Origin of the sequence: Arcobacter sp. LA11 (assembly GCF_001895145.1) — a bacterium.
Lineage (GTDB): Bacteria > Campylobacterota > Campylobacteria > Campylobacterales > Arcobacteraceae > Halarcobacter.
In genome coordinates, this window is the sequence record NZ_BDIR01000002.1 from 151864 (window position 1) to 177320 (window position 25457).

19 protein-coding genes are annotated in these 25457 nt (G+C 27.4%); 7 read left to right on the forward strand and 12 right to left on the reverse strand.

The window, feature by feature from the left end; all coding sequences use genetic code 11:
- Window positions 1-10 precede the first annotated feature (10 nt).
- The 4 genes from petA to BT997_RS02755 form a co-directional block, all read right to left on the reverse strand.
- Window positions 11-511 (reverse strand): ubiquinol-cytochrome c reductase iron-sulfur subunit, encoded by a 501-nt coding sequence (gene petA / locus BT997_RS02740; protein ID WP_072679893.1) that lies wholly within the window; start codon window positions 509-511, stop codon window positions 11-13.
- A 147-nt stretch (window positions 512-658) separates the two neighbouring features.
- Window positions 659-2137 (reverse strand): threonine synthase, encoded by a 1479-nt coding sequence (gene thrC / locus BT997_RS02745; protein ID WP_072679895.1) that lies wholly within the window; start codon window positions 2135-2137, stop codon window positions 659-661.
- Between the two features lie 117 nt (window positions 2138-2254).
- Window positions 2255-3160: an acetylglutamate kinase gene (gene argB / locus BT997_RS02750; RefSeq protein WP_072679898.1), complete on the reverse strand. Its 906-nt coding sequence runs from the start codon at window positions 3158-3160 to the stop codon at window positions 2255-2257.
- Window positions 3161-3305: 145 nt separating this feature from the next.
- Window positions 3306-5144 (reverse strand): GGDEF domain-containing protein, encoded by a 1839-nt coding sequence (locus tag BT997_RS02755; RefSeq protein WP_072679900.1) that lies wholly within the window; start codon window positions 5142-5144, stop codon window positions 3306-3308.
- A gap of 146 nt (window positions 5145-5290) precedes the next feature.
- On the opposite strand from BT997_RS02755, the gene BT997_RS02760 reads away from it, so the two are divergent.
- Complete coding sequence (locus BT997_RS02760; protein WP_072679903.1) at window positions 5291-8029, forward strand: RecB-like helicase; 2739 nt, start codon at window positions 5291-5293, stop codon at window positions 8027-8029.
- Here the strand turns inward: BT997_RS02760 and BT997_RS02765 are convergent.
- Window positions 8026-8580: a thiamine phosphate synthase gene (locus tag BT997_RS02765; protein WP_072679905.1), complete on the reverse strand. Its 555-nt coding sequence runs from the start codon at window positions 8578-8580 to the stop codon at window positions 8026-8028. The two genes, BT997_RS02760 and BT997_RS02765, sit on opposite strands and share 4 nt — an antisense overlap.
- Window positions 8581-8663: 83 nt before the next feature.
- Between BT997_RS02765 and BT997_RS02770 the strand changes: the two genes are divergently transcribed.
- Entirely contained in the window at window positions 8664-9773 is a 1110-nt protein-coding gene (locus tag BT997_RS02770) for a DUF3179 domain-containing protein (protein ID WP_072679907.1), read from the forward strand.
- 75 nt (window positions 9774-9848) lie between these two features.
- On the opposite strand, the gene BT997_RS02775 is transcribed toward BT997_RS02770, so the two are convergent.
- The 4 genes from BT997_RS02775 to BT997_RS02790 all read right to left on the reverse strand — a co-directional run bounded on the left by BT997_RS02775 (window position 9849) and on the right by BT997_RS02790 (window position 14596).
- Window positions 9849-10535 carry a F0F1 ATP synthase subunit A gene (locus tag BT997_RS02775; protein ID WP_072679909.1) on the reverse strand — a complete coding sequence of 229 codons (687 nt, stop codon included), beginning with the start codon at window positions 10533-10535 and terminating at the stop codon, window positions 9849-9851.
- Between the two features lie 91 nt (window positions 10536-10626).
- On the reverse strand, window positions 10627-11832 hold the full coding sequence (gene ilvA, locus BT997_RS02780; RefSeq protein ID WP_072679910.1) for a threonine ammonia-lyase: 1206 nt from the start codon (window positions 11830-11832) through the stop codon (window positions 10627-10629).
- A 93-nt stretch (window positions 11833-11925) separates the two neighbouring features.
- Window positions 11926-14202 (reverse strand): 5-methyltetrahydropteroyltriglutamate--homocysteine S-methyltransferase, encoded by a 2277-nt coding sequence (gene metE / locus BT997_RS02785; protein WP_072679911.1) that lies wholly within the window; start codon window positions 14200-14202, stop codon window positions 11926-11928.
- Between the two features lie 34 nt (window positions 14203-14236).
- The gene (locus BT997_RS02790) at window positions 14237-14596 is read right to left on the reverse strand and encodes a hypothetical protein (protein ID WP_072679912.1); all 360 of its coding nucleotides are present in this window, start codon (window positions 14594-14596) and stop codon (window positions 14237-14239) included.
- A gap of 122 nt (window positions 14597-14718) precedes the next feature.
- On the opposite strand from BT997_RS02790, the gene trmD reads away from it, so the two are divergent.
- The 5 genes from trmD (at window position 14719) to BT997_RS02815 (ending at window position 18942) form a co-directional block, all read left to right on the forward strand.
- Window positions 14719-15396 (forward strand): tRNA (guanosine(37)-N1)-methyltransferase TrmD, encoded by a 678-nt coding sequence (trmD, locus tag BT997_RS02795; protein WP_072679913.1) that lies wholly within the window; start codon window positions 14719-14721, stop codon window positions 15394-15396.
- Window positions 15393-15749, forward strand: a complete 357-nt coding sequence (rplS, locus tag BT997_RS02800) for a 50S ribosomal protein L19 (RefSeq protein WP_072679914.1) — start codon at window positions 15393-15395, stop codon at window positions 15747-15749. The genes trmD and rplS overlap by 4 nt, the downstream gene beginning before the upstream one ends.
- Before the next feature lie 33 nt (window positions 15750-15782).
- Window positions 15783-16319: a hypothetical protein gene (locus tag BT997_RS02805; RefSeq protein ID WP_072679915.1), complete on the forward strand. Its 537-nt coding sequence runs from the start codon at window positions 15783-15785 to the stop codon at window positions 16317-16319.
- Window positions 16316-17563, forward strand: coding sequence for a spore photoproduct lyase family protein (locus BT997_RS02810; RefSeq protein WP_072679917.1), 1248 nt, complete (start codon window positions 16316-16318; stop codon window positions 17561-17563). The genes BT997_RS02805 and BT997_RS02810 overlap by 4 nt, the downstream gene beginning before the upstream one ends.
- A gap of 128 nt (window positions 17564-17691) precedes the next feature.
- Complete coding sequence (locus BT997_RS02815; protein WP_072679919.1) at window positions 17692-18942, forward strand: sensor histidine kinase; 1251 nt, start codon at window positions 17692-17694, stop codon at window positions 18940-18942.
- A gap of 1 nt (window position 18943) precedes the next feature.
- Here the strand turns inward: BT997_RS02815 and BT997_RS02820 are convergent, their stop codons facing one another.
- Genes BT997_RS02820 through BT997_RS02830 form a run of 3 tightly spaced genes read right to left on the reverse strand, consistent with a single transcriptional unit; the run spans window position 18944 to window position 25448 of the window.
- On the reverse strand, window positions 18944-21118 hold the full coding sequence (locus BT997_RS02820) for an EAL domain-containing protein (RefSeq protein WP_072679921.1): 2175 nt from the start codon (window positions 21116-21118) through the stop codon (window positions 18944-18946).
- Between the two features lie 14 nt (window positions 21119-21132).
- Window positions 21133-23964 carry a CheR family methyltransferase gene (locus tag BT997_RS02825; RefSeq protein ID WP_072679924.1) on the reverse strand — a complete coding sequence of 944 codons (2832 nt, stop codon included), beginning with the start codon at window positions 23962-23964 and terminating at the stop codon, window positions 21133-21135.
- Window positions 23964-25448 carry a GAF domain-containing protein gene (locus tag BT997_RS02830; RefSeq protein WP_072679925.1) on the reverse strand — a complete coding sequence of 495 codons (1485 nt, stop codon included), beginning with the start codon at window positions 25446-25448 and terminating at the stop codon, window positions 23964-23966. Before BT997_RS02830 ends, BT997_RS02825 begins: the two co-directional genes overlap by 1 nt.
- Window positions 25449-25457: the final 9 nt, after the last annotated feature.

Genomic DNA, 25457 nt, shown 5'->3' on the forward strand with positions numbered 1-25457 from the left:
TTACTACTCCTTACGCCATCATCGCAGCTGCGATTTTTTTGTATTCAGGACCTTCTTCACCAAGAACAATTTGAGTTCCTTTTACACTAAATGGAGGTAGATCTAGAGGTCTAGGAGGAGGACCAAATGTTTGCTTACCACTTGAATCAAATTCCCCACCGTGACATGCACATTTCCAAGTACTTTTTTTCCATGCTGGAATACATCCTAAGTGAGTACATAATCCAATAGCAACGATAAATCTATCGTTTCCAATAATTAAATCTCTTTCAGATTTTTCCATTTCTGCTGATTTCTTAAGAACAAAAATTGGTTTACCTCTCCACATAACTGTAGTTGGTTCACCAGCTTTTAGCCCACTAAGTTCAACATTAGTAAATCCTCCAGCTAATACACTTGGTAATGGATCCCACGCTTGTTTCATACCAACAAGAGAGGCAGCTCCACCTACTGCAGCAACTGCAGCAAATGTAAAACCTAGAAAATCTCGTCTATTTGTGTTGTTAGACATTTAGCTTCCTTATTTTAAAATTAAATCTAGATATTATATTGAGAATTTACTTAAAGAGATATGACCTATGTCAATAATGGTCTTTTTTTGGGAGAGGTGTGCTTAATTTACACACTGTAATTATAAGCTAAACTTATTAAAGAGTTTCTACCCTTTAATAAATTTAACGATTTCTTCTTCAATATTTTCTTTATTTATTACTGAATCATGATTGATTTTTGCAGAAAATAATTCTTTTATACTTGAAGGTAATGTAGCATTATATTCTTTAGAAATTATTTCTAAAGCCTCTTTATCTACGTAAGAAGTGCTATTTTCATGTAATGCATTTAATACAGTTGGTGAAAATTTTGTCCACTCTGCAGTTGAATAAATAACTGTTTTTAAATCTTTTTCTTTTAATTCTTCATAAGCTTTTAAACAAGTAGCTGTATGTGGATCCATTAAATATCCATCATCTAAAAAGTTTTTTATAACTTTTGCTCCATATGCATCATCTGAATTAATTGCACTAAAATATTTTTTTAATTCTTCAGTCTCTTTTTGAGTCATTGTAAAAATTTTCTTTTCATTTAAATCATCAAAAAATTCTTTTGTTCTTTTAGGTCCATATAAAGAATAAATAACTCTTTCAATATTTGAAGATTTTAAAATATCCATTGCTGGTGATTTTGTAAGTTTTAATTCTTTATCTCTAATATCATAAACACCAGTATTAATCCATTGTGTTAAAATATCATTTTCATTAGAAGCTACTAAAAGTTTTTCAATTGGTAATCCCATTTCTTGTGCATAAAAACCTCCAAGAACATTTCCAAAGTTTCCACTTGGAACTACTAAATAAATCTTTTCACCAAATGTAATTTCTTCTTGTTTATGTAGTTGGATATATGACCAGAAGTGATAAATGATTTGAAATATGATTCTTCCAAAGTTAACAGAGTTTGCAGCAGATAATTTAATTCCATCTCTTTCTAATTCATCTTTAAAAGATTGAGATGCTAAAAGATTTTTAAGTGCAGATTGTGCATCATCAAAGTTTCCATGAATACCTAATACTTTTAAGTTATCTCCGTCTTCACAAACCATTTGAAGTCTTTGAACATCAGAAGTTCCACCATCTGGATATAGACAAGCCACTTGGATATTTTCTTTATTTTTAAAAGTATTTAATGCAGCTGGTCCAGTATCTCCTGAAGTTGCAGCAAGTATTAAATAGTGCTCATCTCTTTTTTTTGCAATTGAAGAAAGAATAGAACCAAATGGCTGTAAAGCCATATCTTTGAAAGCTCTTGTTGGTCCGTGATATTGCTCATGTACAAATAAGTCATCTTTTACACGTACTACTGGACATGGATTAGAAGCATCATCAAAATTATCATAAAGAGCTAATGCTTTGTTAATTTCATCATCATCGATATCGATTTCAAAAGCTTTTAAAATATCAAATGCAAGTTCTTTATAGCTTTTATCTACATGATTTTGAATAAAATTCTCTTCAAGTTTTGGTAACTCTTTTGGTACATATAGTCCACCAAAAGATGCACTTGGATTTAAAATAGCATGTGAAAATGTTGCCTCAACTGGCTTAATTCCATCATTTCCTCTAGTTTCAACAAAATTCATTATATATCCTTAAAAATTGTCCCAATTTTGAAGGGACTTATCATTTTCTAATTTCTTTTAACACAATTTGTAAAAATTGTTAAAGAAACAAATCCTAAAGAGAGTAATTAATTACTCTTAAGCTTCATCGTTTAATAATTTTTCCATATCAATCCCATTGTTAGGATTGTCTCTTCTTAAAAATTGAGTTCCAATACCATCACTAGTAAATAACTCTAATAAGATAGAGTGTTCTACTCTTCCATCAATAATATGTGCTTTATTAACTCCATTATGAATAGCTTCAATACATGAATCAACTTTAGGAATCATTCCTCCTGCAATTGTTTCATCTTTTTTATATGCTTCAACTTCATCTTTATCTAATGAAGTTAGAAGTGTTCCTTCTTTATTCAATACACCAACTGTATCTGTTAGGAAAAGTACTTTTTGAGCATTTAATGCACTCGCAACTTTTGATGCTGCTACATCTGCATTGATATTAAATCCTGGGTGATTAGGTTCCGCACTATCTGCAATTGGAGCAATTACAGGGATAAATCCTTGCTCTAATAGATTATTTATCATTTCAGCATTAATCTCAGTTACAACACCTGTATATCCAAATTTTCCATCTTCTTTTGGAACAGCTTTTATAATTGAAGAATCTTTTCCTGAGATACCAATTGCTTTTGCTCCATGGTGATTTAACAGTGAAGTGATATTTTTATTTATCTCTCCACTTAATACCATTTCTACAACTCTCATAGTATCCTTTGATGTTACTCTATGACCATTTATAAATTCAGATTTTATTTCTAGCTTTTCTAGAAGCTCAGAAATTCTAGCTCCTCCACCATGAACAATAACTGGTTTAATTCCAACTAGTGAAAGTAAAACTATGTCTTCTGCAAATTTTTCTTGCAGTTGAGGACTTGTTTGTGCTGAACCACCATATTTAATAACTATGGTTTTACTACTAAACTTTTTTATATATGGAATTGCGTCAAGTAGGGTTTGTACTTTATGTTGTTTTTTTTGCATAGGTTTTTGACCTTTTTTTAGTATCCATTTTTCTATAAGTTCGGCATTATACTGGAAATTAACTTATTTATTAAATAACTGTTTATAAAGGGATAATTAAGTAGGAAGTTTTTAATGATGGGTGAAGTTAACTATATATTAACTTCTAATACTCTTCTTTGAGTTCCCCATCTTTTAAAAGATCTTTTGAAAATACAACACTTTTATTTCTACCTGTATCTTTAGCTTCATATAAGGCCATATCAGCATATTTTAGACATTGCCAGAAATTATCCGTATGTGTAGGAAAAATTGAAGCTCCTATACTAATTGTCTTAGTAAAAGATGTTGATCCCACTGGAATTTCTTTCTTAGAAAAAGCAATTCTAATTTTTTCGGCAATCTCAAATATATAGTTTTCATCACAATTGTAAAGTAAAACAATAAATTCTTCGCCACCAAATCTTACAACAACGTCAGACTCTCGCGAGTTTTCAACTAAAGTTTGTGCAATAATTTTAATCGCTTCATCACCTACATCATGACCATAAGTATCGTTAATCATTTTAAAGAAATCAATATCAGCCATTAGAATACCATAAGGTATCTCTGTACGTTTAACTTGTGAAATAATTGTTTTAACAGATTCTTCTAAGTATTTTCTATTAAATAATCCTGTCAAAGGATCAGTTCTAGCTGTACGCTCAAGAATATACATAAGTTTTTTGCTAACGATTTCTGGTTTGGCAGTATCAATATAATCTTGGATTGATGGCAAGATATTACGTATTCTATTGTGCTCTTCTTCAGAATCTGAGATTATTGATACAATAAAATCTAAATCATTTGAAATAGAATATGGAATACAAATATAAAAATTCTTTACGTCATCATTAAATTTGTTACACATATTTTTAAATTGGCAAGAATCAACGATAGTATTTGTTCTATCTGCTCTACATCCTTCTTGTGCTTGACAATGGATTTCTTTTTCCATATAAACTACATTTACATCTTTATGAGTTGTATCTGCTTCGATAAAATTAAAGTCAGAAAGCCCAAATTTTTCTCGAAAGACAGATGCTAGTCTATTATAAACCTCTTTTATATCTTCATCATGTTCAATAGTTTTTCTAAATCTATATATATCTGCAAGACGATTAACCGTGCTTTTTACATCTATAAGAGGATCCATTTTTTTTCTTTTTTGATGAACTAAAAAGACATTTATTTTTTGCTCGATATCATCTAAAGTAGTTTGTAATTTTTCTAATAATCCATCGATCCAACTTGCAACTTTATCACTCTCTTTACCTTTTGTTAGACCAATTCTATCCGAGTAGTCTCCACTTTGTGCTTTTTTCATTACACGATTAATTGATTCAAAAAGAGTCAAGAATGGAGAAATAAGTTTATTTACAAAAATAAGAATAAAAATAATTAAAACCAATGCAATAACAATAGTATTAAATACAGTTTTCATACCTGCTTCTTTGATATCATCAATAGACATAGTAATTGTAATTGCTCCTAAGGTATCACCTTGTTTTGCAGTGTGACATGAAAGACAATCAATTGTTCCATCAGCAGTACCTATATATGGAATAGTGATTCTATAAGAACTTTTTCCAAAAATCCTTTCTTCAACTACAGTTTTTTCAATTCCTTCTTGTAAAACATCTTCATCAATTTTGTCTCTAGCAACTTCATTGTTATTACCTTCTCCAAATTGCTCAATAACAGCAGGTGCACGTGAAAGCCAGATTTCATCTACGTTTTCAAGTTTCGCAATTTGATCTAGAAATAATTCACGATTATCTATAACACCATTTACCATATGTGATGTTAGACTGTGTTTAACGGTTTGTGCAATAGCTTTAGCTTTATGCTCAACACTATTTAAACCATAGTCTCTAAAGTTCATAATAATATTTACAATTAAAATAATAAATATAATCGACATTACAAAAAAAAGTGAAAGTGAAATTTTACGTTTAGAATCCATGAGCATACCTTGAGAAAAGATAAAAGAAAAATTTTATCATTAACTAACTTAAATAATTATATTAATTTAATTAATAATCTAAATATAAGAAAAATAGTAATTTTTTCTTAAAAGTACTTAATCCTATTTATTGTACAATCCAATTTATGAAACATTATTTAGCTTATAAAGCAAGTGCCGGAAGTGGGAAAACTTTTGCATTAACTGTACGATATATCACGCTATTACTATTAGGTGCAAAGGTAAAAGAGATATTAACTTTAACCTTTACAAATAAAGCTGCAAATGAAATGAGTGAAAGAATTTATCATACGCTATTAAATCTAGGGAATGATGAAGCCTATTTAAATGCAATAATTGAACAATCAAATTTAACAAAAGAGCAAATCTTATCGAAAAAAGAATTTTTAGTTGAAGAATTCACAAATTCAGCTTTATCAATTTTTACAATAGATAAATTTATAAATAAAATTCTAAGAGAATTTTGTGGATATATTGGAATAAGTGATGATTTTGAAATAAAAGAAGATGATGTAGAAGTATTAAGTAATAAGTTTCTTCAATCTTTAGATTTAAAAAGTTTTGATAAATTGATTGATTTTTCACTATTTGAGAAGAAAAAATATTCATCACTTTTTGATATATTTAAAAATCTACTTGAAAAGAATGAAGAAGTAAAGATTTTAGATATTGATGCAAGTTTAATAAACTTACAAAAACAAGAAGCATTGAAAGAAGCTTATAAAATAAAAGAGTTTATTTTGAACTCTCCTGTTTCTTCAGATGCAGCAAAAAAAGCTGTAGATTTTGATTCTTTCGATACTTTATTAGAAAAAGGTAAAACTTGGTTAACAAAGGATTGTGCAGCTGATTTTAGAACTTTTAAAAAATGTTCTAACGACTTACTTGAAAGCTATTTTTCTAAGTTAAAAGATGAAGTAGGGATATATTACAAAATTAGGTCTGGTTTTAGTTTAAGTAGATTATTTGAACTATATAAACTCTTTAAAGATTATAAAATAAAATATAATAAATCAAAAAATAGTCTTCATTTTGATGATATCTCAAATCTTACTTATGAACTTTTATCTTCAAAAATTGATAAAGATTTTTTATATTTTAGATTAGATTCAAAATTTTCTCATATTTTAATTGATGAGTTTCAAGATACTTCTTTACTTCAATATAAGATTTTACAACCTTTAATTGAGGAGATTCTTTCAGGACAAAAAGAAAATTTTAAAACTTTTTTCTATGTAGGAGATACAAAACAATCAATCTATAGATTTAGAGGTGGGAAAAGAGAACTTTTTGATTATGTTTTAAAAACAAATTCAAATGTAGAAGTAGAAATTTTAAATACAAATTATAGATCATGTGAAGCTATTGTAAATTTTGTAAATGAGTCTTTTAACAACTTACCTACATATGAATATCATGATCAGTTTGCAATTCATAAAAATGGATTTGTAGAAGTTTATGAAGATGAAGTATTGCTTGAAGATGAAAAATTTAAAAATATTGCAAAAAAAATATCAACACTTATGCAAAATGGTGTAAATAGTAATGATATTGCAATTTTAACTTATACAAATAACGATGTATTAAATTTATACTCTTATTTAAAGAAAATGTTTCCAAGTTTAAAAATCACTACAGAAATGACATCTAAGCTTATAAATCAAGAAAATGTAAAAGCTGTAATAAATGCAATAAAATTTTTATACTTTGAAGAGAGTATATATAAAGAGAATGTAAATGCAATTATTGGAAAGGCTCCTTCAAGTGATTTGTTTTTAGATGTTGATATTAAGAAATTAAGTATTCAAGATGTGATTTATAAAATAGCAATGGATTTGGATATTATTGATGATAATGTGGTTAAGTTAATTGAACTTTGTTCTTCTTATAAAAATATTGTTGAGTTTGTATATGAAATAGATAAGCTAGATGCTTCAATGCAAAATTCAGAACAAGTGGGATTGCAAATATTAACAATTTTTAAATCAAAAGGTTTAGAATTTCATACTGTGTTATTACTTGATAGAATAAAACAAAAAAATTCTGATAGAAGTTCTTTGCTTTTTGAATATGATGATGTTCATTTAAAAAATATTTATTATAAAATTTCAAATTTAGAAAACTATAATGAAGATTATAAAAATGCTTTACAAAAAGAAAAGAGCTTAGCTTTAGAAGATGAATTAAATATTTTATATGTTGCTATGACAAGAGCTAGAAACAACATGATTATTTTCAAGAAGGAAAAAAAATCAGTTTTTGATTTATTAAATTTAAAAAGTCAAACTATTGGTGATATAGTTATTAGTGAAAATAAGAGTAAAAACTATGAAAAGATTGAAAAAGTTACCTATACTCCTTTATTTTTAGGAGTACAAGAAAAACCAATTTCAAAAGCGAATGATGAAAAAGATTACACTTTACATGCAAAGTATTTTGGTATAGCCACACACTATAGTTTGGAGATGATGAATACTTTTGATAAAGAGTCTTTGTCTACTTCTGTTAATTTAGCAAGAAATAGATATTCTAGTTATTTAAGTAGTGATGATTTTATTAAAATTGAGAATAGGATATTAAAATTAATAAATGATACTGAATTTAAATCTTTAACAAATGATTGTGAAATTTCAAAAGAGCAAGCTCTAATTTATAGAAATGAATTAAAAATTATTGATTTATTAGTTAAAAAAGATGAAAAACTTTATATCTTTGATTATAAAACAACTAAGGATGAATTAGAAGAGCATATATTTCAAGTAAGTCATTATAAAAAAGCTATTAAAGAGATATTTGATACTAATGAAGTTTATTCATATATAATCTATTTAAAAGAAGATGAGGTTAAGTTAAAAGCTGTCTAAACAAAGTATCTTATTGATGCAAATCCGTAGGCTCTTGTTTTTGAAATTTGACTTATATGTTCTTCATCTATAATTCCACCAAGAGCAATAATATCTAGGTCTTCATAGACTCGAATAGTCTCTCTTAGTTTTGCCATACCTTTTGCTTCTGGTTTATTTGGAGAGAAAAAAATTGGAGAGTAGGTAATCGCATTTACATGTTGTTTTTGTGCATTTTCTATATCTTTATAATTATGGCAAGAAATTACTGTGTAGAGGTCTAAATCTTTAGCTTTTTGTATTTTATTAAATTGTTCAGATGTAAGATGAACTCCTGTTGCTTTTAGTTTCTTTGCAAGCTTGTAGTTTCCATTGATTAATATTTTTTCAATATTAAACTCTTTACATATCTTTACAAAAACTTTTGCAAGTTCTTTAAAATTTTCAGAGCTTTTATCTCTAAAGCAAGCCATATCAACTTTTTTTAGAGTTAATGCTTTTTTTAAATTTTCTTCAAATATTTTTACATCATTTGAATAATATAGAGGATCAGTTATAAGATAACTAATCAAATTTTCCCGTATTATTTTTAATCCTTTACATTCTCTTTATATAAGAATTCTATAATAGTTTATATTAAAATAAAGGGTATGTTATGAGACTAGTTTTTATAATTTTGATATCTTTATCTTTAGCATTTTCTTATGATACTACTGATAATAGAAGTTTAGACTTAAAATTTAAAACTTTAGGTTGGAATACTAATTGGAAAAAACATGTGATTTCTTATGATGAATTATTAAGTGGTGGTCCCTCTCGTGATGGTATTCCTCCAATTGATAATCCAAAATTTATATCGGTTGAAAAAGCAAAAAGTTGGATTGGAGATAAAGAACCTGTAATTTTTTTAGAGATAGATAAAAAAGTAAAAGCTTATCCTATTTCTATATTGATGTGGCATGAAATTGTAAATGATACTTTAGCTGATAAAAAAATATCAGTAACTTTTTGTCCCTTATGTAATTCTGCAATTGTGTTTGATAGAGTTTTAGATGGTGTTGAATATGACTTTGGAACATCAGGACTTCTAAGAAATTCTGATTTAGTAATGTATGATAGACAAACAGAATCTCTATGGCAACAGTTTACAGGAGAAGGAATTGTAGGTGAAATGGTTGAAAAACAATTGAAATTTGTAGCTTCTTCCTTGGTTAGTTTTAAAGATGTATATACAAATTTCCCAAATGCACAAATCCTTTCAAAAAATACTGGTTTTAATAGAGATTATGGAAGAAACCCATATTCTGGATATGATGATATAAATCAAACGCCGTTTCTTTTTGATAAGAAGTCTGATAGTAGATTAAGACCTATGCAAAAAGTTTTAACATTATCTTTGAATGATGTTGATAAAGCATATACTTATGATGCATTAAAAAAAGATATTGTTTACAATGATAAAGATTTAGACTTAGTATTATTTTATAAAAAAGGAACGAATGCAGCTTTAGATAGAAGTTTAATAAGAGACTCTAAAGATGATGGTTCGTATACAGTGTACAGTAATTTCTTAGATGATAAAAAATTAGATTTTTTTCATAAAAATGGAAAATTTATGGATAGAAATACAAAATCCACTTGGAATATTTTTGGCCTTGCTATTGATGGAAAGCTAAAAGGTAAACAATTAAAACCTATAGTTCATGCGGATCATTTTTGGTTTTCTTGGGCAGTTTTTAAACCAAAAACTTTAATTTATAAATAGTAGTAAAAAATTTAGACATAAAAAAAGGAAGAAACGAAAGCTCCTTCCTCTTGTGTGTATTAAGTTTTTTATTTCTTAATGGTCTTCTTCTGCCATCATAACAGATCCAGCAATATAAACATAAGTTAATATACTGAAGATAAACGCTTGAAGAACACCAAACGCTGTTAATAAAAAGAAACCAGGAAGTGGTAGTAACCAAGGTACTAACATTAGAAGTACCATAAGGAACATATCATCTCCTCTAATTGAACCAAAAAGTCTAAATGATAATGAAATAATTCTTGAAATATGAGAAATGATTTCAATAGGAAACATTAAAGGAGCTAAAATAGGCATAGGTCCCATAAAGTGTTTAAAATAGTTGTAGAAACCATTTATTTTAATACCAACATAGTTATAGTAAACAAAAACAATAAGTGCTAAACTTAAAGTAAAGTTGATATTACTTGTAGGTGATTCAAAACCTGGAATAATACCAATCATATTTGCACCAAAAATAACTAAAGCTAAAGAACCAATTAATGGTAAATATCTTCTAGCATTTGTCTCTCCCATTGTATCCGCACCCATTGCTACTATTCCCCCAATGAATGTTTCTAAAACATTTTGTGCTCCAGTTGGAACTAATTGCATTTTTTTTGTTGCAGAGTTAACTACTAATAGTAAAATTCCTATCACTAAAACATAGTGTGATAAGATAATCCATTCTTGCCCGTGTCCACCGATGGCACCTAAGAATGTAAACAGTCTTCCTTCCATTTTCTTCCTTTTATGTTCTTTCTTTGACTAAAATATACTGAACATTATATATTTTGTTTACTAAATTTTTTATAAATGCACAAAATGAAAACTAGATTTGCTTAAATCTGTAACCATTTTGTTTCAATTTTTCCCTTATTAGTTTTTGATGTTCTTCACCTTTTGTTTCTAAGGCAATTGTTATGTGGGCTTCCCCAAATTCTAACTTAATAGAATTTCTATCATAATCAATTTGAACTATATTTGCAGAACATAATTTAAAAATTTCAGTTAAATGTGTAAGAGAACCTGGTTTGTCCATTAGAGTTATTACAAGATTCATTTTTCTATTTGATTTAACTAAACCTTTTTCAATAATTTGAGAAAGCATAGTTACATCAATATTTCCTCCACTAATAACTGCACAAACTTTAGAATCTTCAATTTCTACTTTTTCATGCATAATTGCAGCTGTTGCAACTGCTCCTGCACCTTCAACAACTAGTTTATGTTTTTCTAATAAAAATAGAATTGCATTTGCAATTTCATTGTCATTTACTTCAACTATGTCATCTACATAATCAATAATAATATCTAAAAGCTTTGGTGTTACATCTCTTACAGCTATACCATCTGCAATAGTTCTAACTGCAACAGAATCAATTGGTATTTGTGATCTATATGATTCTTTCATAGCTTTTGCACCGCTTGCTACAACACCAACGATTTTGATATCTGGATTTATACTTTTTGCTGCAATTGCAATTCCTGCAATTAATCCACCTCCACCAATTGGTACAATTAATTGTTTTAAATCTGGTACTTTTTCAAGTATCTCAATTGCAATTGTTCCTTGTCCTGCAATTACATCATCATCTGCAAAAGGATGGATAAACTCTTTATTTTTTTCTTCAGAGAATTTCATTGCAGCTTCATATGCTTCATCAAAGTTTTCACCATGAAGTATTACATTTGCTCCGTAAGATTTCACTCCCGAAACTTTTGTTAATGGAGTTGCTTCTGGCATAAAAATTGTTGCTTCACATCCAAAGTGTTGTGCTGAATATGCTAAACCTTGTGCATGATTTCCTGCACTTGCTGCTACTACACCTCTATCTTTTTTATCTTGAGATAAGTTTGCAACTCTATTAAAGGCACCTCTTAATTTGAAACTTCCTGTTAGTTGTAAATTTTCTTTTTTAAAGTATATTTCACTATTGAATGTTTCACTTAAAATAGGAGCTTTTGAAAAAGGAGTATTTAGTGCCACACCATCTAAGTTTTTTTCTGCTTCTTTTATATTGCTTATAGTTATCATTTTTTTGCTTTTCATTTTAATTGTCTATAATAGTATCTAAAAACAGTTTTTATTTCTTTAAATAAAAACTATTTTTAGATAGAGCTAGAAGCTCTATCTATTTTCCTTTCTTATATAATTTACTGCTTCAACCATATTTTGAAGACTTTGTTTTGTTTCTTCCCATTTTCTAGTTTTTAACCCACAATCAGGATTTATCCATAATTGTTTTTTAGGAAGTACCTCAAGTAAAAGCTTGATTTGTTTAACCATTTCTTCTACGCTGGGAACTCTTGGACTATGAATATCATAAACTCCAGGACCTACTTCTTGTTTATATCCTACTTCTTTAAATATTTTTAGAAGTTCATTCCCACTTCTTGCTGTTTCTATTGATATTACATCTGCATCCATTGCTTCAATTGTTTTAATAATGTCATTGAATTCACTGTAACACATATGAGTATGGATTTGAGTCTCTTCTTTTGCGGAGCTTACTGCAATTTTAAAATCTCTAACAGCCCAATCTTCATAAGTTTTTATTTTTTCTTTTCTTAAAGGGTAACCTTCTTTAAATGCTGCTTCATCAACTTGTATGATTTTAATTCCGGCATTTTGTAAATCATCAATCTCATCACTTAGAGCAATTGCAATTTGCTTTGAAACTTCATCTTTTTGTTTATCATCTCTTACAAATGACCAATTTAAAATAGTAACAGGACCTGTTAACATACCTTTCATAATCTTTTTAGTTTTACTTTGTGCATAAGTTATCCAATCAACTGTCATAGCTTTTGGTCTACTAATATCACCATAAATAAATGGAGGTTTTACACATCTACTTCCATAAGATTGAACCCAACCATTTTGGCTAAATCCATAACCTTTTAGTTGTTCTCCAAAGTATTCAACCATATCATTTCTTTCAGGTTCTCCATGAACTAGAACTTCTATACCGCACTCTTCTTGAAATGAAATACAATCATTTATATAGTTTTTCATTTGTGTCTCATATTCATCTTTTGAGATAGTGTTTTTTTTATAGTCTCTTCTTGCTGTTCTTACTTCAGGAGTTTGAGGGAAAGAACCAATTGTAGTAATTGCTAAGTCTTTATAATTTAAAAGTTCTTTTTGAACTTTAATTCTATCTTCATATTTTCCATTTCTTTGAAGTTTTGAAAAGTTTGATACTCGTTTTTGTACCTTTTCATCATGAATGATTTTAGATGTTTTTCTATCATGGTTAGCATGAATATTTCCTTCAAAAACTTTTGTTTCTTTATCGTCTAATGAATTAACACCATTATAAAAGATTTTAGAAATAAGTTTAATTTCTTCTAACTTTTCAACTGAATAACTTAACCAATTTTTAATATTCTCATCCATTTTATCTTCATATTTTAATGAAAATGGAGTATGAAGAAGAGAACAAGATGATGAAATAATCAAATTATTTTTATCAATAACTTTTGAAATCTCTCCTAATATTGACAGACTATTTTGAATATCATTTTTCCAAATATTTCTTCCATCTACAACTCCTGCAATTAATTTCTTTTTATTTCTTGCAATAGTTGCTAAAGATTCAAAATTTTCTTCTCCATATAAGAAGTCAAGACCAATTCCCCAAATAGGAGTTGTAACTAAAATTTTAGTTGCCTCATTTGAGTGCTCAAAATATGTTGTAACAATAATTTTTAAATTGTTAGTAACAATTGATAATCTATCATATACTGGTTTTATAAGACTTAATACTTTTACTTCATTGTCTTTAGCAAATATAGGTTCATCAATTTGTATTGTTACAACTTCATCAAGTTTTGCAATCTCTTTTAAAAGTTCTTCATAAACTGGAAGAATTTTTCCAAGTAATTCATAGGGGTCTTTTCTATCAACTCTTTTTGAAAGTCCCAGAAATGTTATAGGACCTATTAAATTGATTTTTGTTTTTATCCCAAGTGTTTTTGCTTCTTTATATTCATTAATGATTTTTGAAGCATTTAATTTATATTCATCTTCTAAACTTAATTCTGGAACAATATAATGATAGTTTGTATTAAACCATTTTGTCATTTCCATAGCAACGGTAGTGTCATTTCCTCTGGCCATAGAAAAATATAATTCTTCACCTCTTAAGTTTTTAAATCTATTTGGAATAGCATTTAACATGATAGAGGTGTCTAAAATATTATCATAAAGTGAAAAGTCATTTGAACTTATATATTCAATACCTGCATCTTTTTGATATTCCCAATGACGTGCTTTTAATTTACTTGCTACTTCTTGTACTTCATTAAATGAACAATTATTTGCCCAAAAACTCTCTAATACTTTTTTTAGTTCTCTTTGTTCTCCAATTCTTGGAAAACCTATTACATATGATTTTGACATTACTATATTTCCTTAATATTTAATATTTTTTGTTTTATTTTAAAATTGATATTAAAGTTAGTAATGGTGGGTGTACTCCTGTGCGTCTAAATGCAAAAAATTTACAATAATAAAGGCATCGGGGAATAAATTTAAAAAGTGTTACTGTAAGTTGTGTTTTTATTTTAAAAAAGCAATCACAGTGACATGGTTTACTAAAATTTTGTTGTAAACATAATGTTAGTTCTTCAAGTGGAGGGTCACTTTCATCATATTCAGCACATTCTCTAGAGTTGTTGTTACATAGAGTATGTTCAGCCTTTATTATTAGGTTTTGCATTTTACTTTGAACAGCGTGTGCTTGTATACTAGCAAATGTAAAATAGTTTTTTCCAAAACCTTTAGGCGATTTCATTGTTTTCCTTTCATAAGATATATTTTGTGTAATTTATCGAAAAAGAGCTTAATAATATACGGAGGTCTTTTTTTTTAATAAAAATAGGCTAATATTGCAACAAAAATAAAATAAGGTCAAGTTTGAAATTTACGTTTGTAACACTTTTCCCTAATCTTATCGAGCCATATTTTTATGATTCAATTTTAAAAAGAGCAGTAGACGCAGAGTTTATAAGTTATGAGTTTTATAATCCAAGAGATTATACTACTAATAAACATTTAAAAGTTGATTCTCAAATGGTTGGTGGTGGAGCAGGGATGCTTATGACATGTCAACCTCTTTTTGATTGTTTAGATAAAATAAAAGAAGAAAATGAAGATGCCTATATTATCTTTCCTCTTGCTGCTGCAAAACCATTTAAACAAAATGATGCAAAAAGACTAGCAAAAAAGAAAAATATAGTTTTTGTAAGTGGTAGATATGAAGGAATTGACGAAAGAGTTATAGAAAAGTACGCAAATGAAGTATTTTCTATTGGAGAATTCATATTAACAGGTGGAGAATTACCATCTTTAACCATGGCTGATGCAATTTCTAGAAATGTAGATGGAGTTTTAGGAAATGCCGATTCTTTGGTAATGGAAAGCTATGAAAATAATCTTCTAGAAGCTCCATCTTTTACAAAACCTGAAAATTTCCAAAATTTAAGTGTGGTTAAAGAATTCTTAAAGGGAAATCATAGTAAAATTTCCGACTTAAAATTCCAGATGTCAATTTGTAAAACAAAATATTATAGACCTAATAAGGAAACGAAATGAAGAATAGATATATTGCAAGCTTTGAAGCGGCGCAAATGGAGTCTAAAGAGATCCCTCAATTTAGAGCAGGTGATACAGTAAGACTTGGTGTAGAAATTAAAGAAGGTGAGAAAAAAAGAGTTCAAACTTTCGAAGGTATAGTTATTGCTAGAAGTGGTGAAGGTACATCAGCTACTTTTACAGTAAGAAAAATTGGAGCAAATTCTGTTGGTGTAGAAAGAATTTTCCCATTATACTCTGACTCATTAAAATCTTTTGATGTAGTTAGAAGAGGTAAAGTAAGAAGAGCTAAGCTTCATTACCTAAGAGGTCTTACTGGTAAAGCTGCTAGAATTAAAGAACTTAAAAAGTAATCAAACTAAGGCAAAAGCCTTAGTTTTACTTAGATGTCTAAAACTTTAATTTATACTGCATTACTCCCCGAAGCCCAACCATTAATTAACTTTTTAAAACTTAAACAAGATCAGTCTGTCCAAAATTTACCTAAGGGTAATAAATTATATAAAGATGAAAATGATAAATATTTATTAATAGTATCTGGTATTGGTAAAGATAATTGTAAAAAATCTTTAGAATTTATTTATGAAAATTTTGAAATAGAAAAAGCAATCAATATAGGAATTGCTGGATGTTCTGATGGTTCTGTAAAAATAGGAACATTTTTTTGTACAAATAGGTTACTATTTGGCATAAACTTTGCTTCTTTAACTACTGTTGATGCTCCTTTAGAAACTGATGAAAATTTAGAAACACTTTTAGTTGATATGGAAGCAAAATATTTTGAAGAAATTTCAAAAAAATATTGTAATAATATTTATACGTTTAAAGTTGTATCTGATTATTTAGAAGCAAAAATTCCAGAAAAGTCTTTTGTTATTGATTTAATTCATAGTTCATTAGATACGTGGAAAAAGTATCTATGAGTTATAAAGAAAAATTTGAATCATTAATAGAAAAAACTAATTTAAATAATCTTCCTCTTTCTTCTCAAAACTTTATAAAAGAAAAAGCATTTGAGTACGAATTTTCTTATCAAGAGTTAAAACAAATTATTGATTTTGCAATTGATTTTAAAATGTGGCATGAAGATGATATTTCTGAAATATTTAAAGAGAAATATTCAAATAGAAAAAATGCATTTAATGATATAAGAAAGAAATGGCAAGCTTTAAAAGATTCCCCAAATTCATATTCAAAGTTTGATAAAGAACTTTATAAAGATGATGTAAGAAAGTTTTCTTTTACTAAATTTGAAGGAGAAAAGGCTGCTTTAGGTTCTTGTCCTGTTGCTAGCCCTAATACTAGATGTTGTAATCTTCTAACTTTAGATGCTGTTCAATCTTGTGGTTTTGATTGTTCTTATTGTTCTATTCAATCTTTTTACAATCAAGATAAGATAGGTTTTGATGTAAACTTTAAAGAAAATCTAAAAACTCTTCAACTTGATCCTAATGAAACATATCATATTGGAACAGGACAAAGTTCTGATTCTCTTATGTGGGGGAATAAAGAGGGGATTTTAGATGCTCTTTTTGAATTTGCACGAAAATGGCCAAATGTAATACTTGAGTTTAAAACTAAATCAAATAATATAAAATACTTTTTAGAAAATGATGTTCCTAAAAATATTATTTGTACTTGGTCTTTAAATACTCCTACAATAATTGAAAATGAGGAACATTTAGCAGCTTCTTTAAATGAGCGAATAGAAGCTGCTAGAGAGATTAGTGATAAAGGTGTTCTTGTTGGTTTTCATTTTCATCCAATAGTTCAATATGAAAACTATTTAGAAGAGTATGCTGTGGTTTATAAGACCTTAATAGATAGTTTTAATCCAAAAAAAGTAGCTCTTGTATCTTTAGGAACACTTACTTTTATAAAGCCAGTTATAAATAAAATAAGAAGTAGAAATTTTAAATCAAAGATTTTACAAATGCCTTTTGAAGATGCAAATGGAAAACAATCTTATTCTTTAGATATAAAAAGAGAGATGTTTAAACATGCTTATAATACTTTTAAACCATGGCATAAAGATGTTTATTTTTATTTGTGTATGGAAAATGAGTCTTTATGGAAAGATGTCTTTGGGTATGAATATATCTCTAATAATCAAATGGAAGATATGATGAAAATGTCATATCTCAATAAAATCAATAATTTACTGTAAGGGCTATAACAAAAGTATATAAGTTATATGCACTGTATAAAAACTAACCAAATTTTTTTTTTTAATTAAGGAAGATAAAAATAAATTAAGGATAGGATGATTTCAAAAATTTAAGGCTTTTAAAGCAAATGGATCAAGAATTAATAAATAATATAAAAGCTAGATTAGATAAAAAAAACAGTGTTTTAGAAATTAAAGATATCCAAACTATAACACAAGAACTTGATATTTATCATACTGAACTTATAACCCAAAATGAAGAACTATATTCAACAAATCAAGAACTAAGTAAATTAAAAGAAGAGCTAAGAAGTATTTTTAACTATTCTCCTATCTGTTACTTTACTATTGATAAAGATTTTAAAATTATTGACTCAAATTTATTAGCAAAAGAATATTTTGATATAAATAAGAGAATAAAAACTTTTTTTCATCTTGTTGAAAATTCAAGTAAAACTAATTTTTTAGATTGGATAAATTTAAAAGAATTTTTAAAAAAAGATTTGGAAGTATTTTTAAAATGCGTAGATTCTGAATCAAAGAGATTTAGGTTAAAAGCAATTCCTTATCCAAGTAAGGGTGAAATATATTTCTTATCTATAATAGATATAGATGAAGAGTATAAATTTAAAGAAAATTTGAAACAAAAAGTAGAAGAAGAGGTTGCAAAAAATATTTTTAATCAAAAGATTCTTCAAGAGAAATCAAAACTTGCATCTATGGGAGAATTAATTGATATTATAGCCCATCAATGGGCATCTCCTTTAACAAATATAAGAGTTCAAGCAGATTTATTAAAAAGAGATTATAAAAAAAACAGAGTTAATGGAGAGTATGTAGAAGATTACTCAGGGAAAATCAAAAATAATATTGATCATTTAATTAGTACATTAAGAGAATTCAGAAACTTTTTAAGACCAAATGAAAATTTAGAAAGAGTGAATCTAATCAAGCTTGTTAGTAGTGTTAAAATTCTTTTAAAAGATACTTTAATTGCTAAAAGGGTTAGATTAAGTATGGATGTTGATGAATCAATTCATATTAATGTTTATATAAATGAACTAATAAACGTTTTTGTAAATCTTATTACAAATGCAATTGAAGCTCACCAAGAAAATCATACTAGAAATAGATATGTTAATATTTCTGCAACAGAAGAAAATAATTCTGTAAAAATTCATGTTAAAGATAATGCTGGTGGTATTTCTAAGCGAACTCTTAAAAAGATTTTTGAGAAGGAATTTACAACAAAAGAAGAAGGAACAGGAATAGGGCTTTATTTAGTTAAAGCAATTTTAGAAAAAATCAACTCTTCTATTGAAGCTAGAAGTAAAGAAAATGAAACAGAGTTTTTAATAACTATTAACACTGTTCAATAAGTTATTTTAGAAGAAATTTTTCTCTGATTTCTTCTACTTTTAAAGGTTTAGAAAAATAATACCCTTGAACATAGTCAGCCTCTATACTTTTTAACCATTCAAAGCTTTTTTTAGTTTCAACACCTTCTATAACAACTTTACAGTTAATACCATGTGCCATATAAATCATAGACTTTACCATATTTCTTGCTTGTTGATCTTCATCTATTCTAAAGGTAAAAGATTTATCAATCTTAACTACATTTACTGGAAGATTGTGTAGTTGTGATAAAGAAGCATAGCCTGTACCAAAATCATCTAGATATATTTTTGAACCAAGGTTACAAAGGTTATTGATTGTTGATTGAAGATTTTCAAGGTTTTCCATAGCACTTGTTTCTGTAATTTCAAAGTTAAAATTATTGATATCTAAATCATATTTTAGAGCAATATCATTGTATGATTCTATAAAAGTCTCTTTTATAAGTTGTAAAATTGATATATTTATAGCTATAGGAACTATTTTATAATTGTTTTTTATATTTTGACTATAAAACTTACAGATTTCTTCAAATATAATTTCTCCAAGTTCAGTTATTAAGCCTTCTGATTCTGCTATTGATATAATTTCTTCAGGATTGACAAAATTACCATTTTCATCTTCAATTCTTAATAGTGCTTCTAAAGAGTATAATGAGCTATCTTCAATATTTATAATAGGTTGATAATATACTTCTAGTTTCCTTTTTAACGGGTTATTAATCGTTTTTAAAAGAATATTTTTGAAAGTGTCTTTTTCTTTTATGAATTTTTCATCTTCTGGTCTAAATACAGATACTTGATTTCTTCCACTTTTCTTTGCTCTATACATAGCTGAATCTGCTCTACTCATTAATTCACCAATTTGTGTACCATGTAAAGGAGAAATAGCTATTCCAATAGATGCCCCAATTATATGTTCATTGTTATTAATAAAAAATGGTTTTCTAAGTTCCTTAACTAAAGAGTTTCCTATTTTAGATACAAATTCTTCACTTTGGATTCTTGAAAGTACAATAATAAATTCATCTCCTCCAACTCTTGCAACAATATCATTTGTTCTTACTGTTGCTAAGATTCTTTGTGCAGCTTCTTGTAATAATAAGTCTCCTTCATGATGTCCATAAATATCGTTGATTTGTTTAAAATGGTCTAGATCTAGAAAAAGAATACCATTTTTACTATTTTTTTTCTCAGATTTTTCAAGTAAATTTGAAAGAGAAATTTGTAAAAAGTGTCTATTTACAAGACCTGTTAACGTATCATAATGAGCTAATCTATCTAATTCTAATTGATGTTTTTTTCTTTCACTAATATCTGAAAAAATTGATGTGAAAAAAATTCTTTTTGTAACGGGTTCGATTACTCTATTTACTTGTAGCCATTCTGGAAAAACTTCGCCATTTTTTCTTTTATTCCATATCTCTCCTGACCACCATCCATGATGTTCAATGTCATACCAAATTTTTTTATAAAAATCCATAGAGTGTCTACCTGATTTTAATAACCTTGGTGTTTGTCCTAAAGCTTCTGATGTTGAATATCCTGTTATTTCTGTAAAGGCATTATTTACTTTTAGAATCTCTGCTTTCTCATTTGTGATGATAACTCCATCTTTAAGTTGATCAATTACGATATGAGATAGATAGTTTGAATTTTGTGAATCACTTTCATCGTAAGGATGTATCACCCCAATAATAAGTCTACTTTGGTCTGTTTTTTTATCATGAAGTTTTTTTAGAGTTAAAGTAAATGAAGTTTTATTCTTCAATTGTAAAAAATAGAACATAATAGACTGTCGTTTTTCATCTTTTATAAAGTTCCTAAATTGTGTTGTATATTCACTAAATACAATTTGATCTAAAAAACTTCTAAAAGAACTTTCAAGGATTATATATTTTTTTTTAGATAAAAAGCTAAGTGCAGATTCATTTAGATTTTTTATTTTTCCAAATTGGTCTAATATAATTAAGATATTTGGAGATTGTTCAAAAAAGAATCTATAATCTTTATACATTTGATTATCTAAATCAATAATATCATTTTCAAGAATTTCAATATTTTGTTTTTGATTATAAAGATCTCTTTGTAATTCAACTACAAGACGATTGAGATTAGATATTTGTTCTTGATAAGCTTTAATCTCAATATCATCCATGTGAGCCCTTTCTTTTAAGCAAATTTAAAAAATATAACTCTATCTGTATAGAGTTGGTCTGGACAATTCTCATATTTGAATCTTACAACTTTTTTCTCTTTTTCTTTAGTTACTATAGTAATACTACTCCAACCGTCACTATCAATTATATCATTTTTAAAAATAGTATTTTCTATTTGGTTATGAGTCATATTTAAAAAAAGTTCTTCGAAACTCATATGCGTAAATTCTTCATTAGAATAACCAAAAAGTTCTTCTGCTAAAAAGTTTACATGAACAAATTCCATTGCTATATTAACACAAACCATAGGGTATTTTGTATACTTTCCAAGTACGTTCATAAAGTTTTCGTGTTGTTTATTAGATATTTCAGTTTTATTTTTTATTTTTTCAAAAAATAGAATAGCTCCAACAACTTCTCTATTATCAAATTTATAAGGAACAATTCTTAAATCGTGTTGCAAACTTTTGTTTCTTAAATTTATTATGCATTCTCTTTCCATTTCAATTACATTTATCAGTTCTGCTCTTAAATTTGGAATATCCATACTAAAGCTAAAAGATGTAATTACTTGTCCTATATCATCATGTAATAGTTCAAAAAGTTTACCTGCTTTATTTGTATACCTTTGAAGTCTTAGGCGATTATCTACAAAAAGTATATTGTCATCTATTGAACTTAACATAGCTGTAAGATCGTTATTTACTTTTCCTAATTCAAATGATTTTACCTCTAACTCTTCATTTACTGTTGAAAGCTCTTCATTTGTAGATTGAAGTTCTTCATTTGCAGTTTGTAATTCTTCATTTGCAGATTGCATCTCTTCATTCGCAGATTGCAATTCTTCATTTGTAGATTGTAATTCTTCGTTGCTTGTTTCTAAATCTTGAATAGAACTTTGTAGTCTTTCTCTAAAAATCTCAATTTCTTGTTTTAATTTATCTTTACTTAAATCATCAATAGATTGATAATTAACAGGAAGAGAACTTTCATAAGATAATTGCAATTCAAAAAATGCAAGAACAAATAGCTCATCATTTATATCTGGATGGATTTTTTCTATAGCTATATAAAGCATTGTATTTTTATTTTTTGTTTCATGAAATAGAGCTTGTGAACTTGCTCTTCCATCTCTTTTTGCCTGTTGTAAAAGGGATCTTATATCTATTTTTAAATCACCTTTTGCCATATTTAATATATTTAATTCTAATCTTCCTTCTGGAAATGTTAAATATGGATTTAAATTTCCATTTATATGAAGCATCTCTCCCATTGAATTTATAACAATTGAAGCTGGCATAAGTTTTTCGTTTATAACTTGATTCATTTTATCTTTTAAAGATATGTCTTCATTTATTTTTACTTTGGATTGTAAACTTGAGATTTTTTGATTATGCACTAATTTTTTAGCACCTTTTGTATATTCTAAATTAAATGATAATTCGGTTTTTCTTCTTTTAAATAGTTGTGATTTTTTTGTTGAAACTTCAAAAAGTTCAGGTGAAGTATTTGAAGCTGATTCTGATTTTCCTAAAAAAAGGAAACAATCTGGTTTTAGTGAATAATGAAATGTTTGAAATATCTTTTTTTGTGTTTCATTATTAAAATAGATTAAAACATTTCTACAACTAACTAAGTCAATATGTGAAAAAGGAGGATCAGTAATCATATTTTGTTTTGCAAATACAACATGATCTCGTAATGTTTTATTTATCATATATGAACTTGCATCATTTTCTTGAAAATAGCGCTTTAATATATTTGGTTTAATCTCTTTTGTTTGAGAACTAGAATAAACAGCTTTTCTTCCTAAATTTAAAGCATAATCGTCAATATCTGTTGCAAAAATTTGAAAAGGAATTTGTTTATTTAATTTTCTATTTGCTTCTTCAAAAAGTATTGCCATAGAGTATGCTTCTGCTCCATTTGCACAACCTGCAACCCAAACTCTAATAGGTTCAGTATGGTCTCTTTTATCAATCATATTATCAACAATAACTTTTAAATCATCAAAAGCTTCTTTATCTCTAAAAAAGTCAGTTACTGAAATAAGAAGGTCTTTAAAAAGTGCTTCTACTTCATTTGAAGAGTTTGATAAGAGTTCAACATAGTCATCCAAGGTAACAAACTTATTTACAACCATTCTTCTTTGTATTCTTCTTTGTATAGTTTTTAGTTTGTAACCACTAAAGTCATATGAAGTTTGATCAAAAATTGCTTGAAAGATTTTTTCCAAATTTGTTCTAACTTTTGGTTCTGTAACTCTTTTAATATTCTCTTTACTTGAATATATAAGTTTAGGTAATTCGCTAGCTATTTCTTTTGGTGATAGTACTAAATCTACAAACCCAGTATCCATTGCAGACCTTGGCATACCAGAATACTTTGCACTTTGATTATCTTGTGCTATTGTTATTCCTCCTGCAGCTTTTATTGCACTTATTCCAACTGCACCATCACTACCTGTTCCTGATAAGATAATACCAATACAGAACTCTTTTATTTCATCTGCCATAGAACAAAAAAGGTCATTTACCGATGGTTTAGGTCCAATTATTGCTGCTGGAGATAAAATAATATGTTCTTTCTCAATTGTTGCATTATGCCCTGGAGCTATAATATATATTGAACCTTTTTCAGGTTTTATATCTTCTTCAACCATATATATTGGGAAAGATGTAACTTTTTCTAATAGTTCTTTTAGAATTGTAGGATGTGAAGGGTCAAGATGTTGAGCTATTATATAAATACTATCTTCAAACTCTAAGTGTTTTAAAAAATCTTTTATTGCATCAAGTCCACCTGCAGAAGCACCAATACCGATCCAAAACTTATTCTTCCCCATTATTTTTCCTTAACTAAATATCTAAAAAAAGTATTAGCAAATTTTAAACCTGCCGAAATTTCTAATGTAGTAAATTTTTTACTAAACCCTCTTTTTATCTCAATAAATTCTTCAAAAGATCTTCTAGGTGAAAGTTGTAATGCTCCAGCATTTTCAATTACAGGTTTATTTGGATTCCCCGCCCAGTGTAATTCTTCGATAAATTCATTTCTAAACCAATAAGATCTAACATCATGGTTATTAATTCTTAGTTTTATTCCTAATACTCCTGCTGGACCTAAATAATGATTATCTTCAAACAATTCATTTGAAATAGAATTACTAACTAAACTTATTTCAGTATTACTCATAAAAGTATTGTCTAGATATATAAATGAATTATTATCAGGTAAGTTTCCAAAACTTGTTATATGGTTATCTATAACTAGAATGAAACCATCACTTGAAATTAAATTTAAAAATCTATTTTGATTTTTCATTATTTCATCTTCTATTAAACCTTTGTTGATAATTAAATCTGCAATATCATTTACTTTATGTTCAATTAAATCAATATAGTTTAGTTTCTCTTTTGCTAAATAGTTTTGAATACCTAAAGAAAAAAGCTTTGTTTCTTCAATAGCTGCATTTTTAGTAATAGGATCAAGAAGTTTCTTTTTAAAATTGTGACATGCTAAAAGTCCCCAAAGTTTATTAGAAATTATTATAGGTATTGAAAATGAAGATTCAACTCCCATATTTTTCAAATATTCTATATGGACAGGTGAAACACTTCTTGTATCAGAATATGTAAGATCTGGAATATTTTTTGGTAGAGCAATAATATCTACATTTTTTGCTTTTGTATCTGCTATTATTCTAGAGGGATTTAGTACATATAACTCCCTTGCAATTTTTGGTATATCTGAAGCTGGAAATCTAAGATCTAAATAACTTCCATATGAGTTTGACAAAATTTTTTCTGCAACAACTTTTCCACTCCAATCATCTTGAAATTGGTATAGCATGATTCTATCAAAATTAATTGTTTCTGAAACCATTTGCATATATGTTTGCAAATAGTCTTTATAACTTTCTTCTGAATCTGGGGTAATATAAAGTTCATTCATATCTCTATTTAAAACTTTTTCTTTTGCTTTTTGTGAAATTTTTTGGATATCTACTATAAAGTTGTCATCTGTTTTTGAAATTTTAAGATATATATTTTCATCTTTGATTTTTTGATAAACATATGGATGGTCTAATTTTTCATCTAAAAGTTTAAAATAGTTCATCCAGTTAGGTAGTAAAGTTTCAATTCTTTTACCTAAAAGTTCATCAACACTAAAGTTTATAAATTCATTAATATTTTCTGCTACATGGGTGATTATAAGATTGTTTTCGTTTATAACAATAATAGAACCAAAAGGTTGAATCATTCCTGAAAGATGTAATTGTTCTTGTTCGCAGGTTTGTAATAGTTTATCAAGTTCTTTATTGTTCATTTTTATATC

What these genes read in the sequence shown, in the direction of transcription:
- petA (WP_072679893.1), bottom strand. Translation starts at nt 511, where the DNA reads ATGTCTAACAACACAAATAGACGAGATTTTCTAGGTTTTACATTTGCT.
- thrC (WP_072679895.1), bottom strand. Translation starts at nt 2,137, where the DNA reads ATGAATTTTGTTGAAACTAGAGGAAATGATGGAATTAAGCCAGTTGAG.
- argB (WP_072679898.1), bottom strand. Translation starts at nt 3,160, where the DNA reads ATGCAAAAAAAACAACATAAAGTACAAACCCTACTTGACGCAATTCCA.
- BT997_RS02755 (WP_072679900.1), bottom strand. Translation starts at nt 5,144, where the DNA reads ATGGATTCTAAACGTAAAATTTCACTTTCACTTTTTTTTGTAATGTCG.
- BT997_RS02760 (WP_072679903.1), top strand. Translation starts at nt 5,291, where the DNA reads ATGAAACATTATTTAGCTTATAAAGCAAGTGCCGGAAGTGGGAAAACT.
- BT997_RS02770 (WP_072679907.1), top strand. Translation starts at nt 8,664, where the DNA reads ATGAGACTAGTTTTTATAATTTTGATATCTTTATCTTTAGCATTTTCT.
- BT997_RS02775 (WP_072679909.1), bottom strand. Translation starts at nt 10,535, where the DNA reads ATGGAAGGAAGACTGTTTACATTCTTAGGTGCCATCGGTGGACACGGG.
- ilvA (WP_072679910.1), bottom strand. Translation starts at nt 11,832, where the DNA reads ATGATAACTATAAGCAATATAAAAGAAGCAGAAAAAAACTTAGATGGT.
- metE (WP_072679911.1), bottom strand. Translation starts at nt 14,202, where the DNA reads ATGTCAAAATCATATGTAATAGGTTTTCCAAGAATTGGAGAACAAAGA.
- BT997_RS02790 (WP_072679912.1), bottom strand. Translation starts at nt 14,596, where the DNA reads ATGAAATCGCCTAAAGGTTTTGGAAAAAACTATTTTACATTTGCTAGT.
- rplS (WP_072679914.1), top strand. Translation starts at nt 15,393, where the DNA reads ATGAAGAATAGATATATTGCAAGCTTTGAAGCGGCGCAAATGGAGTCT.
- BT997_RS02805 (WP_072679915.1), top strand. Translation starts at nt 15,783, where the DNA reads ATGTCTAAAACTTTAATTTATACTGCATTACTCCCCGAAGCCCAACCA.
- BT997_RS02810 (WP_072679917.1), top strand. Translation starts at nt 16,316, where the DNA reads ATGAGTTATAAAGAAAAATTTGAATCATTAATAGAAAAAACTAATTTA.
- BT997_RS02815 (WP_072679919.1), top strand. Translation starts at nt 17,692, where the DNA reads ATGGATCAAGAATTAATAAATAATATAAAAGCTAGATTAGATAAAAAA.
- BT997_RS02820 (WP_072679921.1), bottom strand. Translation starts at nt 21,118, where the DNA reads ATGGATGATATTGAGATTAAAGCTTATCAAGAACAAATATCTAATCTC.
- BT997_RS02825 (WP_072679924.1), bottom strand. Translation starts at nt 23,964, where the DNA reads ATGGGGAAGAATAAGTTTTGGATCGGTATTGGTGCTTCTGCAGGTGGA.
- BT997_RS02830 (WP_072679925.1), bottom strand. Translation starts at nt 25,448, where the DNA reads ATGAACAATAAAGAACTTGATAAACTATTACAAACCTGCGAACAAGAA.